Below are 14,405 nucleotides of genomic sequence, written 5' to 3'. Positions count from 1 at the left end.
AGGCCAGTCACGCTAAAGCATGTCTTCCGGTGGATTCATCAAAATCCGGTCGCCTTCCTGCAAGCCATCCAAAACAACGGTCATTCCCTTATTCTCAGCACCAAGCTCGACGGGTTGTTTTATAACTTCACCACCACTTTTGAGATAGACAATGCTCTGAATGCTATCGCGGTAAACCGCATCAACCGGGATCAGAGGATGATCTCGATAATGATCAAAGACGATATGATTTATGCAAGTCATGCCCGGCTTTAAAGCGTCGTCACTGTCATGAAAACGAACAATCACTTTAAACACTTTCATCTCAAAACCGGGGTGATCTTCGCCAATGGCAGCGATGTAGTTTACTTCTCCGGAATAGGATTTATTGGGCAGGGCTTCAATCGTAATATTCACGCTGTCGCCTTTGCTAAGTTTCGAAATATCAATTTCTTTGACATAGGTCTCCGAGATTACGGACGACATATCGGGCAGTGTGGCAATAAGCGGGCGCCAAATGCTTATTTCATCATCTTTGGAATATTTGCTTCCATTCCAGTTCTTCCCAAACATCACAATGCCATCTTCCGGGGTCGTGATCCGGGTGGCCGCGATCGCCTCTTCATACCGCGCAATCAGGTCGTCCAACCACTCCAGCCGACGTTCATCTCGGAGCACCCGCATTTTCCAGCGATTTTGCTCCAGCAAATAGTCGCGTCGCTTTTTTTCGACTTGAATCTCGGCTTTTTGGTAGGCCATCTGGGTTTTACGCTGATAGGCTTCCGACTCGTATTGAGATTGTTCCAGATCAATTTTGTTGTATTCCAGATCAAGGACTGCATTGGCGATCTCTTGACGCAGCTGAGTTAGTCTAACTGTACTGTCAATCCGGGCATTTTTCAAATCGGCATCTCGTTTTTCTTTCTCCTGCATGCGGTCACGCAAGCGGTTTGAAATTTCGGTTTGATCAAGCTGGGCAATATAATCACCTTTTTTGACAATTTTGCCCTCTTCAACCATATCGACAATTTTGATTTGATAAACGCGGAGGTCACGATCACGAATAACCAGTGGGAGATTAATTTCTGTGGCTTTTTCTCCTTTCACTTCGCCCACGCTCTCAATCACAGCATCCAACTTGCCTCGTTTAACCACATAGGTTTTTCCTCCGGCAACAACTCCCCCATCCACCAGGAAAAACAAAATGATGGCTAAAATAAGCAGGGAAGGAACTCCCCAAATCAACAGTTTCTTATTCTTCTTCATTCCCTTTAGTTTTCCAGAATTTGTTCGTACTCTTCAGTCAATGCTGCTCCTTGAGCAAAATCGAACAGCGTCAGTCGCCTGATGGTGTAATAATAACGCCAGTAGGCACTGAGTGCCAGAATATAATCTTTGCGGGCCTGTTCGCGGTCATTGCGGGCCTGGTTTAGGTTAATCACATCCACTTTTCCAATCAGAAAACGTTGGAAAGTGACTTCGAAACCTTGCTGAGCCACGGTGTCGGCCAAGGCGGCATTTCGCACCTGGGCGCCTTGCAGGTTAAACTCCATGACCGTTTGCGCAATTTCCTGTTCAAAATCAATGCGAGCCTGCCTCACCGTAGCTTTTACCACTTCACGGCTGTACTCGGCCATTTGGTAACGTCCTTTGCGACGTCCCCAATCGATGATTGGAACACTAACCCCCAAGCGCACACGCTGACTTTTCCCGGGGTTGTCGTAAACATTTTCAAATTCATTGGACGATTGGTCCAATCCGTAAGAAGCAAAAATACTGGTATTCAAACCGGTTTCCGACTTGGCCTGCGCCACGCGCTGGTCTTCCTGCAACAGCCGTTGTTTTTGATCGAGAATTTCAGGATTGTTGGCCAGTGCTTCAGAAATAGCATCTCCCGCCTGAACTTCAAGTTTGGGAATCTCGCTGGGCACTATGCACGAAATCTTCGTGTTTTTATCCAATCCCAAAAAGGAATTTAAATCGGCCTGCGCCCGCAACAATTCCAACTTGGTCGTGTTTAAGGCCTGTTCGGCTTTCAGTTGACTAAGTTGCAGGTTTAGCAATTCGTCCTGCGTCACCGTTCCCACCTGGAAACGTCCGCGCCCAATTTTGTATAAAGTGTCGGCGCTGGCTTTGTTATTCTCAGCAATCGACAAATTAATTTCGGCGGAAACCAAACTAAAAAAACGCTGATTGGCTTTGATCGCCAGTTCTTCCCGCGATTCAATAAAAACCTTTTTGGCTTTTTCGTATTTCAGCGGTTCAATTTTGGCCTGCCACTTTAACCGGTTGTAACCATTCAAATCCTGCCGGTAGCCAATGCTGATTGGCGTGGATTGGTAAGAGTCTTTCTGTCCGTCGCCCAGGTTCTTAACGATACCCAAATCAGAGCGCAAAAACAGGCTTCCTCCTGTTAACGCCACATTCTGATTGAGTGCCAAACCAAAATCAGAATTCAGGTACTCCCGCTGAACGTATTCTTCTTCGTTGGTTTGAAAGTTATATTCGCGCGACCGGTAGCGATTAAAATCGAGCGGTGTGGCATCGAGTGAGAGGCTGGGAAGCCGGTCGGCCTTGAAATAACGATATTCCCAATAGCTGGCCCGGAACATATTTTCATTCCTGAAAGCATCCAGCGACTGTTGCGAGGCCAGTTCAATAACATCATCCAATGATAGCTTCAGGTGTTGTTCCTGTGCCTCGGAAAAAAAAGATAGAAAGAAGAAAAGAATGGTTACGTGTAAATATTTGGATTTCATTTTACGTGATGGTTTCAGGTTAATATCGAAGTGATTCTACCGGGTCTTTTTCTGCAGCCTGCTTGGCCGGCAAATAACCAAAAATAATTCCTACGGCGGCCGAAACCCCAAAGGCAATGAAGACGCTGAAGAAGGACACGATGGTTTTTATTTCGAAAACCGCCGTAATAATCATGGACAGGGCCACGCCCAAAATAATTCCGATAATGCCGCCGAACACACTAATCAGGGTTGATTCGGATAAAAACTGGACAATAATATCTTTTTGAGATGCACCAATGGCTTGTCGCGTTCCAATCTCTCGAATTCGTTCCATCACCGAAGCCAGCATAATATTCATGATTCCAATACCACCAACAATCAGCGAAATGCCTGCGATGGCTCCCAGTACAACATTAAAAATATTTTTGGTGCGTTGTTGCTGCTTCAACAACAACTCAGGAATCGTCACTTCAAAATCATACATTTGTGAATGGCGACGGTATAACATCCGTTTTACAACATTGGCCGTTGCGCTTAGTTGCTCGGTTTCCTTCACCTGAATGATGATCTTACTGAGCTGGTTCAGATTTTTATCCTGATCCATGACTGGCACCACACCGGTACTGTTCCCATTTTCCTGGCGCGAATTGGCCATTTCCACCTCATCGGCTCGAATGAGTGCCCGGTTTTTAAATCGTAGCAACACGGTTTGCACCGGTACAAAAATCTTGTTATCCGAACTGCTGATTCCCATTTCGTCGGAAGCCGAACTTGTGAAGTCACGTTTTTCGACAACGCCAATCACCTTCAGCCAAACTTGCCCGCACTTGATGCTTTTTCCAATGGGGTCTTCCTGATTGAAAAAGACATTGCGAATGTTATCGCCAATAATACAAACCGGCTGGCCCAAAGTGCTTTGCGATTCATTAAAAACCTCTCCGTCTTGCAGGTTGATGCTAAACACGTCGAAATAGCTGGCATCCACGCCTTCGAGAACTACCGGATTACTTCTGCCATTCAGAATGGCCGAATAGTTAAATGAAATCACCGGGCTGACTTTGTCGACGGCCGGAATGACCTTGGCAATGGCTTCCGCGTCGAGCAAGCTCAGCCCTTTGCTGAACTTTGACCGGGCCGAAGCGCCGTCCTGATCGCTGCCTGAATCCTTTCCGTCAACGCTCACAGCGGTTGGTGTAACCACAATGTTGTTAACACCAACCATTTTAATCTGCTCCAAAATCTCCTGCTCAGCTCCATTTCCAATGGCCATCATGCTAATAACCGCCGCAACGCCAAAAATGATCCCCAGTGCGGTCAGCATTGACTTTAAGCGGTTGTCGAAAATGGCTTGAATTCCTATGATTACATCGTGAAAATATCGTTCGATCCACATAATTCTGACTAATTTCTGGTTGAAGTTGACTGATTTTGCATGCCCCTCATCTGTCCTGATGGATCACCCATCGGAGCTGAATTTTTCCTCGCCTCTTTGTCGAATGCCTCTTTTGCTTTTTTCTCAGCAGCTTCGCGCTCTTCCTTTTCTTTCAGCAACTGTGTGTAAATTTCAAGTCCTTCGTAGCTCAAATCGTCGGTTTCGTCGGGCGACGAAAGGAAAACTTCATCGCCTTCGGAAAGACCGTCCCTTATCAGCACATAATTTTCATTGGCATCGCCCAGCGAAACAATTTGTTTAACAAGATTTCCTCTGTTCGACTTGTAGACATATTGTAAACTGTCGTTTGAAAAAACCGATTCCAGGGGGACATACAAGGTATCTTGCAGGGTTACCGCCTGAATAATGTTGCTGGTCGTCATGGCTGGTCGCAAGTCAGGATCGATATCAAAAATCTTTATTTTTACTTCGAAAACCTTGGCATCGCTGTTGGGCATGTTTTGACCTACATTGGCCATTGAAATGACTTCTCCGGCCAGCTCCTTGTCTGGAAAAGCATCAACACCAACCTTTACCGGCAATCCAACTTTTACTTTCGAGATGTCGATTTCGTTAATAAATGTTCTGGATATCAAGTTGGTCATATCAGGAATGGTGGCGATAACCGGGTTCCACATGGTTACCCGCGAGCCAACCTTGGTTGCCCCGCCATAGCCCTGTTTGTAATAGGTGAGTAATCCCGCTTTGGGAGCATAAATTTCGAGGGTATTGTACAGTTCCTGAAGTTGTCTCAAGCGGTCTTCGGTTTGCCGATAGTCGATAAACCGTCGGGTTACGCGGTTTTCCTCCTGCTCACGCTTTAAGCGGTAAGCGTTCTTTTCCTGCTCATATTTACGCAGCGCCTTGTCATAATCCATCTGCGCTTTTTTCTGAACGGAAGGAGACTCGTAAATCGACTCTTCCGTCACAATCTTCTTCTCTTCCAGATCAAGTTGAGCATTGATAATAACATCGCGCTGGTTACTCAAATTGAGATTCGAATCAATCTTGGCATCCTGTAATTCAGTCAACTCACTTTCCAGCTCATCCTGGGTGCTTTTAATTGCTTCTTCCACCGCTTTGTGGTCCAACGTGCCGACATAATCGCCTGAATCGACATAAGTCCCTTCATCAATCAGATCGGTGATTGTCAATTCATAAATCCGTAAATTGCGGTCATTCATTTTCTCTGGAATGGTAATATTTTCAGATTTTTCTGACTCCAGTTCTCCTGAAGAATAAATCTGAATTTCAAATGGTCCCCGTTCAACTTTCACGGTAATATCGGTAACCGCCTGATCGCTTCCCTGCAAGATCAGATAGCCGGCGATTAATAAAAGTGGAACGAGAGCAATGAGTAGTGTCTTTCTGTTTTTCATCTGTCAATTATTTCATTTTATTTCTGTACAATTTTCGTCATCTGGTTTGCTTTTCATCGTTCAACAAAAAATGAATGCCCACAACGGGAATTCGACTCCAGGCATTTGATTTTCGCTGTTCTTTTCATGACTGCAATAAGTCGGCTCTATGATTGGATTTCTTGACATCAGTATCTTCAAAGATCCTATCCGGTTTAGATTGAATTCCAGACTCGGAAGAACCAAGTCCGTTCAATACGCAAATGCCTCCAGTTGCCATAAACTCAACTTTCAGTCCGTGGCCAGCTTAACAATATTTGTGCCAGCAATCATAAGCAACGACTATTTTTTTCGAACAAATTTTCACAATCAAAAAGAACAGAAGTGCTTTTATATTGTGAAAACGTTCGAAAATAACGGCCCACACAAGATTTTGTTTGTTGCAATTTCCCGTATCGGCTACCGCATAAAAGTTTAAGAACACAAAAATTTGTGTTCTTAAACATAGACTGAGCCCGGAAGCCTTGGTTTAATTGGATGTGATTTCTTTTATTTCAGCGATTATTTTTTCGGCTAATTTCTGGGACAAATTGGCATTCTTAGCTTCGGCATAAATTCGGATAATCGGCTCGGTATTAGACTTGCGGAGATGAACCCACTCGTTTTCAAAATCAATTTTCACCCCATCGATGTCATTGACATTTTCGTGCTTATATTTTTCTTTCATCTGCACCAACACCTCGTCCACATCAATTTCAGGGGTTAATTCGATCTTATTTTTTGAGATGAAATAGCTCGGGTAGGTTCTGCGCAGTTCCGTACAGGTTTTGCCCGATTTGGCCAGATGCGTCAGAAAAAGGGCCATTCCAACCAGCGCGTCGCGTCCGTAATGCGAAGCAGGATAAATTACGCCCCCATTGCCTTCGCCGCCAATCACGGCATTGGTCGCTTTCATTTGGGTGGTCACATTCACCTCGCCAACTGCTGAGGCCGTATAGCTTCCACCGTGTTTTTCGGTCACATCGCGCAGAGCCCTGGTCGACGACAAATTCGATACGGTATTGCCCGACGTGTTACCCAAAATGTAATCAGCCACGGCCACCAAGGTGTATTCTTCATTAAACATGCTGCCATCTTCGCAGATAATCGACAGGCGGTCAACATCCGGATCAACCACAAAGCAAACGTCCACCTCGTTGTCTTTTACCAGCTGGCAGGTTTCAACCAGGTTCTCGGGCAGCGGCTCAGGCGTGTGTGCAAAATGTCCGCTTGGTTCTTCGTTAATTGGAAGAATACTTTTAACTCCAAGCGCTTGCAACAAGGCAGGGATCGCGATTCCGCCAACCGAATTAACAGCATCAAAAGCCACTTTAAAATTGGCTTTCGAAATGGCTTCCACGTCCACCAATTCCAAATTCAGCACATGGTCGATGTGTGCCTGCAAATAATCCTTTTCGGAAATGGCTCCCAAGTCGAAAACATCAGCGAAAACAAAATCCTCTGCTTCGGCAAAAGCCAGAATTTTAGCCCCTTCGTCGGCCGATAAAAATTCGCCTTTGCCATTCAGCAATTTCAGCGCATTCCACTGGGCCGGATTGTGGCTGGCTGTCAGAATGATTCCGCCATCAGCTTTTTCCTTCACTACTGCCAGCTCGGTTGTAGGCGTGGTAGCCAGCCCAATGTTAACCACATCGCAACCCATGCCGCAAAGCGTGGCGCACACCAACGACTCGACCATCGCTCCCGAGATACGGGCATCGCGTCCCACAACGACCGTGGGATTATCTTTGCCCGTGTTTTCAATGGCCCAGCGTGCGTACGAAGCTGTAAATTTTACGACATCGAGCGGACTGAGTCCGTCTCCTGGCTTTCCACCAATGGTTCCTCTGATTCCTGAAATGGATTTTATAAGTGTCATATTCTATTTATTTACTATGAGATGATGCGTTATATATTACTTATTTACATGTTGTTCAAATACTCATCAATCAGATCGAGCAAATCCTGGTTTTCGCCATAGGTTTTCAAGTTTTCACTCAACTCCTTGTCGTTGAACGAACGCAACTTTAAAATGGTGTGATTGATAATTGACTTCGGAAAAATCTGGTTCGTCTCAAAATCTTCCCGAAATCTCTCAAGCGTATCAGCCGATTCGCGACACGACATGGGCAACAGGTTAAATTGCTTCTCATTGGATTCCGTTTGCTGATTGTGCAAAAACAGATTACCTGCACAAAAATACTCGTCCGATTTTTTGACTGCTTCGTGGTCTGAAAGCCCCTTCATAAAACCGACAATCAAGGCTGCCGACAACAGATAGGGGTTGGCCGATCCGTCGAAACCACGATACTCAATAGTTTGCCTGAACGTGTAGTCGATTTTTGCCTGCTCCTGGTTATTCAGTATTGCCCCGAAAGGAATGTTACTGCTCCAGGCCAAAGGCACGCGAATTAAAGTTGATCGGTTCTGCTTTCCCCAGCAAATATGTGAGGGCACATTTTGTCCGGGCATAAAACGCAGATACGAAACAGGCGTTGGATTGCCAAACGCCGTCAAGGCTGGTGCCAGCTCCAAAACGCCGGCAATCATTCGCAAGCTGGTCGATGTTAATTCACCATTTTCGACCAGACAGTTTTTACCACCCTGTTCGGCTACAAAATGAATATGCATGCCGCTTCCAGGCTGGTTAAGCGATATTTTGGGAATGAAGGTCACATTGACTTTGTACTTCAAGCCAAGCATTCGAAGAATCCACTTGGCAATGATTAGCTGGTCGGCGGCATCTTCAGGATCAACCGGTGCAAACTCAATTTCATGCTGCTCGAAGTACTTGCCATGCTGCGAAAAACGACCGTTTTCAGCATGTCCGAAACGCACCATGCCACCACATTGCGCGATTAATTTTATGGCTTCCACCCGAAGATTCTCATGACGGGTAAATGGCTCGGCACTTTGGTATCCGTTTTCCGAAAAATCGTCGGCTTCTGTGGCCTCACTCACCACATAAAACTCCAGTTCGCCCATCATTTTGAGTTTCATGCCAGTTTCCTTAAAAAACTGCTTTTGAGCTTTCCTCAAAATATTCTCCGGCGAACTTTCCAGTGGCTCACCATTCTGGTTATAAAAGGAACACAAAATATCGACGGAAGGAATGCTGGCAAACGGATTCAGAAAGGCTGTTTTGTAACGCGGAACAAGATAAAGATCGCTCGAGTCGGCTTCGAGAAAGGAGAAGATACTGCTTCCGTCAACCCGCTCACCAGTAGCCAGAATCATGTCCAATTCATCGTGTCCGGTCACCTTAAAGTTGATGGTTTTCAGCTTGCCATCTTCTGCAGCATACCGAAAATTGACCATTTCAATCTCCCGCTCTGCAATGTAGCGAATCAGGTCTTCCTTGGTGAACTCGGATGCTGGTTTTTGAAGATACTGAACCAACAAGTTTGGATTATTCTGAATTGAAGGCATACATTTTCGAATTAAGCCCTAAAAATAGTCATGCCAATTGGAAATAAAAAGGAACAGGGTAAATTCAACGCGGCAAAAGTCTGCCAATTCCCATCATCAGAATTCAAACTTTAGATCGAAACAAATCAGATCCCGCCGATGCGCCTGCGCCCTAACGCCTGAGCGTGCTTCCCGGATAAACCTTCAGTGCCTCTTCCAACACTTTCAGAGCTTTTCCCAAGTCTGTCTTGTTCAGCACATAGGCAATCCGAACCTGGTCTTTTCCCTGGCCAGGCGTGGTATAAAAACCCGATGCCGGCGCCATAAAAATGGTTTGATTTTCATATTCGAAATCGCTGAGTAGCCAGGAGCAAAACTCATCGGCATCATCAACCGGCAGTTGCGCCACCGTATAAAACGCTCCCATCGGAATGGGCGAATAAACCCCATGAATCCTGTTCAGCCCGTCAATCAGGAAATTTCGCCGACTCACGTATTCGTTGTACGAGTTCAACAGATACTCCTCGGTTTGTTCCAGCGAAGCTTCGGCTGCAATTTGCCCAATCAGCGGCGGGCTTAAGCGTGCCTGACAAAACTTCATTACGTTTTTGCGAACCGCTTTATTCTTGGTAATCAAGGCACCAATTCGCAAGCCACATTCACTGTAACGTTTCGAAACCGAGTCGATCAGAATCACATTTTGCTCAATTCCTTCGAGATGAAAAGCCGAAATGTAAGGTGCGCCGGTATAGCAAAACTCGCGATAAACCTCGTCGGAAAACAAGTATAAATCGTATTTTTTCACCAGGTCGCGAATCTTCTTCATCTCTTCCTGGGTGTACAAATAGCCCGTTGGATTATTCGGATTGCAGATCATGATCCCCTTGGTTTTCGGGGTGATCAGCTTCTCAAATTCTTCAAAGGGCGGCAGGGCAAACCCCTCTTCAATCTTTGCCGGGATTGACTTGATGACAGCGCCTGCAACAATGGCAAATGCTTCGTAATTGGCGTAGGCCGGCTCCGGAACAATAATTTCATCGCCCGGATCAAGGCATGACATAAACGCGAAAGTAACCGCTTCACTACCTCCGGCGGTCACAATAATATCATCTACATCAACATAAATGCTGTACTTGTGATAGTATTCCGCCAGCTTTTGCCGCAACGACAAAATTCCTTCACTGGGACTATATTCCAGAATCTTCCGGTCGATATTCCGAATGGCGTCCAAAGCACGCTGCGGTGTGGGCAAATCTGGTTGCCCTATATTCAGATGGTACACCTTTCTACCCATTGCTTTAGCACGATCCGACAGCGGTACAAGCTTACGGATTGGCGAATCAGGCATCCTGTTTCCTCGAATTGATGTTGTTGGCATGTTGAATAATATATTTTCGCTAGGTCGGCAAAGATACGATTAACAATCTTAAATAAAAACAATGTTTTTGCTTGTAATTTGATATTCAAACACCGAAATGAATACTATTTTATCAAACATTTTGAATAGAGACAGAATCTGCCTTATTTTTTTGTAAATAAGGCGATAAGACAGCCTGTTTTCTTGTTTTTTGTCATGTTTTCCGAAATTCGAATCGGCTACTTTTGAACTCAAAGCAATTCAAACTAAAAGCGAAACAAGATGATAATTGGTGTACCTAAAGAAATTAAGAACAACGAAAACAGGGTGGCGTTGACTCCTGCCGGAACAGCCGAAATGGTAAAACGCGGACATGTGGTTTATGTACAGGCCACAGCTGGTATTGGAAGCGGATTTACAGACGATGATTACCGATTGGCCGGAGCCAAAATGCTTCCTGCCATTGAAGACGTTTACGCCATTGCCGACATGATTATAAAAGTAAAAGAACCCATTGCCTCGGAATATCCGCTCATCAAAAAAGGCCAGATTCTTTACACCTATTTTCATTTTGCTTCTTCGGAAGAACTGACCAAGGCGATGATGGAACGCGAAGCCATTTGCCTGGCCTACGAAACCGTGGAGCTTGACGACCGCTCTTTGCCTTTGCTTATTCCAATGTCGGAAGTAGCCGGACGCATGTCGGTGCAGGAAGGCGCCAAATATCTTGAAAAAACCTACGGCGGCTACGGCGTATTGCTGGGCGGTGTGCCTGGTGTAACTCCAGCCAAAGTGCTCATTATTGGCGGCGGAATTGTTGGAACCGAAGCGGCAAAAATGGCGGCCGGCCTGGGTGCCGACGTCACCATTATGGATGTCAGCCTGAAGCGCCTGCGTTACCTCGACGACATTATGCCCGCCAATGTGAAAACCATGATGAGCAACGAATTCAACATTCGCGAAATGGTGCAGTCGCATATATTAATTATTGGCGCGGTGCTGATTCCGGGAGCCAAAGCCCCCAAGCTGATTACGCGCGATATGCTTCCAACCATGCGCCCGGGCACCGTGATGGTGGATGTGGCTGTTGATCAGGGTGGCTGTTTTGAAACCACCAAACCCACGACGCACGATCATCCCAATTTTGTGATTGACGATGTCATTCATTATTGCGTGGCCAACATGCCGGGTGCCGTGCCACGCACATCAACCCTGGCGCTGACCAACGCCACGTTGCCCAATGCCATTCAACTGGCCAACAAAGGATGGAAGCAGGCTTGTACCGACGACCTTCCTTTGCGCAAAGGGCTGAACGTCGTTGAAGGCAAAATTGTGTACAAAGAAGTGGCCGATGCCTTTGACCTGCCGTACGTACCCGTCGACACTGTTTTGTAAAAACCAACCGATTGATAATTTCCAAAGGGGTGATCTTGCTTGTCGAGACCACCTTTTTTTTTGCGAAACAAGCCTCAGCCAACAAACAAAGTTTGAAGGTCGGCTGAGCCTCAGCTGAGCAGAAATAAACGTGCGACAGCCTGGCTGAGCCTCAGCTGAGCAGAAATAAACACTCGACAGCCTGGCCGAGCCTCAGCTGAGCAGAAATAAACACTCGACAGCCTGGCTGAGCCTCAGCTGAGCAGAAACCAACCTGCGACAGCCTGGCTGAGCCTCAGCCGCGGAGAAACGAGCAAAAGGCAAGTCTGCTGAGCCTCCGACAGCCTGACAAAAAACAAAAAGCTAACACTTTCCCGGAAAAGGTGAAAAGTGCCCTCCGCCATTCTTTTAAATCCATTTAAACCGAACTAAAAACGAAATTCGTCAATCACCGAGCGGATCAGGTACGGCCAGGTATCTTATCAAATCGTTAACAGTAACCTTAATCAACATCTGTTCGGGGATTTAAACGTTATAGCTCATGTGTGATAGTGAACAAATAACAAGAATTGATCATGACGTTCCATTCTAAATAGAAAACTCAAATGACCAAAAGCATTTTTAAACCTTCCTTCAAACGATATTCTTTTGATGTTTTTGACACTTGCCTACTTCGGAGCTGCGGAAAACCAAGCGTCGTATTTTATTTGATGGCGCTCGAACTGTATGGCGAAGATGCAGCGGACACCCTTATTTATGATTTTGTAAATGCCAGGCTTCGTGCCGAAAAGCAAGCGGTTTCGACCTTCGGTTCTTCAACCAAACAGGATGTATCCATTCAAGAGATTTACAGCCAGATCAATTCAGGCATTTCAGATTTATTTGGCACCGAAAAGCTTATTCAGCTGGAGTTACAGATTGAAGAAAAGGTTTTGCGACCAATCGATTCGACAAAAACGGAAATTGAACAACTCCACAGGCTGGGTGTCGCTGTCATCTATATATCCGACATGTATTTACCGTCGGCGTTCATCAAAAACCTGTTGATCAAGCACGGTTTCTGGAAAGAGGGCGACAAGCTGTATGTTTCAAACGAAGTGGGTTATACAAAAGCAAGCGGCCAACTATTCGATTTCATTTCAGAACAAGAAAAAATCAATTTCAAAGCGTGGCACCATTGCGGCGACGACAAAAACAACGATCACCAAGTTCCAAAAAGCAAAGGGATTCGCACAAAACTCCTAAGCAACATTGAGTATTCGCGCTACGAATTGGAATGGCTTAAATCGGCAACCTTGTCCGACAATCCGTTGCAAGGCGTGCTGATGGCTGGAATTGCCCGAACAATACGCCTTAGCTCAAAAAAGTCAGCCATCACCGATTTGGTGGCCGATGTGGTTGCCCCACTGTTTGTGCCTTTTATTGCCGGTGTTTTGGAAGATGCCAACAAACGGGGAATCAATCACCTGTACTTTTTAGCGCGTGATGCCTGCATTTTCATGCAAATAGCCAAAACATTAGGCCCAAGCTATCCCGATATCAAATTTTCGTATTTGTATGCTTCGCGCAGAACCTTATACTTGGCCGGCCTGGAGCACGGAACCAAAGAGGAATTTGGCTGGATCATGGGCGGAGCCACTGGACGAAGCCCCCGGCAAATGATGCGGCGCATTAACCTCAATGTAAATATGCTGGAAGCTTCGCTGGAAGCTTTCGCCATTGATCAGACTTTCTACGACCAAAAACTGACACCAGAAACCGTTGATCTTTTCCTTGATTTGCTGACGCATCAAAACGTTCTGCCCGCCATCCTGATCGAAGCAAAAAAACAAAAGGAACTGGCGCTTCAGTATTTTGAGCAGGAAGGCATGCTGGAAAAAGACGCGAACCTGGCGATTGTCGATTTAGGCTGGACAAGAACTTGTCAAAAATCAATCAGCGCAATACTTGGGAGCACCGATGTATTTGGATATTATTTTGGCGTGTTCACCGAACGACTGTTACCGAATCAGGCCGGAGACTATTTGGCTGGATTTTACCCGGAAGAAACCATCTGGTCTGAAAGAATTAACCGATCATTAAGTAGTGGCTTTGTTCCCGTTGCTGAACAGGTTTTTGCCATGACCGATCATGGCAGCACGATTGGGTATAAAAAGGCAAACGACAAAATTATTCCGGAGTTTGATCAACGGGAAAATTCCGATGCTTACACGGAAAAATACATCAAACAATTGTACGATACGATTGTCTTGTTCTCAAAAGAATACGGATCATTCCACTGGCTAATGACCAATGCCAAGTCCACAATCACATCGTGTGGGCTCAACTCGTTGTACCTTTTAATCGAAAAGCCCGAAAGAAGAGAAACCCTGATTTTTAAAAAATTTGAAGTCGGAAATAATTTGAAGGACAATGAAAAGATCATCACACGAATATCACCCCTGCTCTTTGTCCAAATGATCAAATCGAAACTCACCTCCACTCACAGGCCACCCGGATTGATCTGGAGGCAAGGCTCGATTTCCTATACTTTTGGTCAACCGGGCATTCGTTTATTTCAATCGTTTCGCAAAATAAAAACTAGGCTTTTGGCTTAGCGTGAGCCCGAAAAAGTACAAACCCCAGGGTTTCATGCTGGGTTGCACAGCGTCGAAGCACCCGGGGATAAACCAAACCAAAAACCAACGGGCGCTACCGGAATTTTTATATTTTTGTGC

The 14,405-nt window shown here is 45.7% G+C and carries 9 protein-coding genes; 2 read left to right on the top strand and 7 right to left on the bottom strand.

Features of this window, described 5'->3' with window-relative positions:
• Positions 1-12: 12 nt before the first annotated feature.
• From NC99_RS15405 to NC99_RS15370, 7 genes are all read right to left on the bottom strand, one after another.
• On the bottom strand, positions 13-1,245 hold the full coding sequence (locus NC99_RS15405) for an efflux RND transporter periplasmic adaptor subunit (RefSeq protein ID WP_053185536.1): 1,233 nt from the start codon (positions 1,243-1,245) through the stop codon (positions 13-15).
• A 5-nt stretch (positions 1,246-1,250) separates the two neighbouring features.
• Positions 1,251-2,738, bottom strand: a complete 1,488-nt coding sequence (locus NC99_RS15400; protein ID WP_053185533.1) for a TolC family protein — start codon at positions 2,736-2,738, stop codon at positions 1,251-1,253.
• Between the two features lie 19 nt (positions 2,739-2,757).
• A complete protein-coding gene (locus NC99_RS15395; RefSeq protein WP_053185530.1) occupies positions 2,758-4,113 on the bottom strand; it encodes an ABC transporter permease in 1,356 nt (451 codons plus the stop codon).
• 8 nt (positions 4,114-4,121) lie between these two features.
• A complete protein-coding gene (locus NC99_RS15390) occupies positions 4,122-5,531 on the bottom strand; it encodes an efflux RND transporter periplasmic adaptor subunit (RefSeq protein WP_053185526.1) in 1,410 nt (469 codons plus the stop codon).
• A 508-nt stretch (positions 5,532-6,039) separates the two neighbouring features.
• The gene (gene glmM / locus NC99_RS15380; RefSeq protein ID WP_053185521.1) at positions 6,040-7,428 is read right to left on the bottom strand and encodes a phosphoglucosamine mutase; all 1,389 of its coding nucleotides are present in this window, start codon (positions 7,426-7,428) and stop codon (positions 6,040-6,042) included.
• Positions 7,429-7,472: 44 nt separating this feature from the next.
• A complete protein-coding gene (locus NC99_RS15375; protein ID WP_053185518.1) occupies positions 7,473-8,978 on the bottom strand; it encodes a glutamine synthetase family protein in 1,506 nt (501 codons plus the stop codon).
• 151 nt (positions 8,979-9,129) lie between these two features.
• Positions 9,130-10,335, bottom strand: coding sequence for a pyridoxal phosphate-dependent aminotransferase (locus tag NC99_RS15370; protein ID WP_053185516.1), 1,206 nt, complete (start codon positions 10,333-10,335; stop codon positions 9,130-9,132).
• A gap of 261 nt (positions 10,336-10,596) precedes the next feature.
• Here NC99_RS15370 and ald point away from each other — a divergent pair, with 261 nt between their 5' ends.
• Together ald and NC99_RS15355 are read left to right on the top strand one after the other, a co-directional pair.
• Positions 10,597-11,709 (top strand): alanine dehydrogenase, encoded by a 1,113-nt coding sequence (ald, locus tag NC99_RS15360; protein ID WP_053185509.1) that lies wholly within the window; start codon positions 10,597-10,599, stop codon positions 11,707-11,709.
• A 584-nt stretch (positions 11,710-12,293) separates the two neighbouring features.
• The gene (locus NC99_RS15355) at positions 12,294-14,285 is read left to right on the top strand and encodes an HAD family hydrolase (RefSeq protein ID WP_053185506.1); all 1,992 of its coding nucleotides are present in this window, start codon (positions 12,294-12,296) and stop codon (positions 14,283-14,285) included.
• The last annotated feature ends 120 nt before the right edge of the window (positions 14,286-14,405 follow it).

Origin of the sequence: Sunxiuqinia dokdonensis, from assembly GCF_001270965.1 — a bacterium.
Classification (GTDB): domain Bacteria; phylum Bacteroidota; class Bacteroidia; order Bacteroidales; family Prolixibacteraceae; genus Sunxiuqinia; species Sunxiuqinia dokdonensis.
Note: the sequence above shows the minus strand (reverse complement) of the source record. Positions and strands in the feature narration are given on the sequence as shown.

Bases quoted from the DNA above. Each gene is read 5' to 3' on its own strand.
- NC99_RS15405 (WP_053185536.1), bottom strand. From the start codon at position 1,245: ATGAAGAAGAATAAGAAACTGTTGATTTGGGGAGTTCCTTCCCTGCTT.
- NC99_RS15400 (WP_053185533.1), bottom strand. From the start codon at position 2,738: ATGAAATCCAAATATTTACACGTAACCATTCTTTTCTTCTTTCTATCT.
- NC99_RS15395 (WP_053185530.1), bottom strand. From the start codon at position 4,113: ATGTGGATCGAACGATATTTTCACGATGTAATCATAGGAATTCAAGCC.
- NC99_RS15390 (WP_053185526.1), bottom strand. From the start codon at position 5,531: ATGAAAAACAGAAAGACACTACTCATTGCTCTCGTTCCACTTTTATTA.
- glmM (WP_053185521.1), bottom strand. From the start codon at position 7,428: ATGACACTTATAAAATCCATTTCAGGAATCAGAGGAACCATTGGTGGA.
- NC99_RS15375 (WP_053185518.1), bottom strand. From the start codon at position 8,978: ATGCCTTCAATTCAGAATAATCCAAACTTGTTGGTTCAGTATCTTCAA.
- NC99_RS15370 (WP_053185516.1), bottom strand. From the start codon at position 10,335: ATGCCAACAACATCAATTCGAGGAAACAGGATGCCTGATTCGCCAATC.
- ald (WP_053185509.1), top strand. From the start codon at position 10,597: ATGATAATTGGTGTACCTAAAGAAATTAAGAACAACGAAAACAGGGTG.
- NC99_RS15355 (WP_053185506.1), top strand. From the start codon at position 12,294: ATGACCAAAAGCATTTTTAAACCTTCCTTCAAACGATATTCTTTTGAT.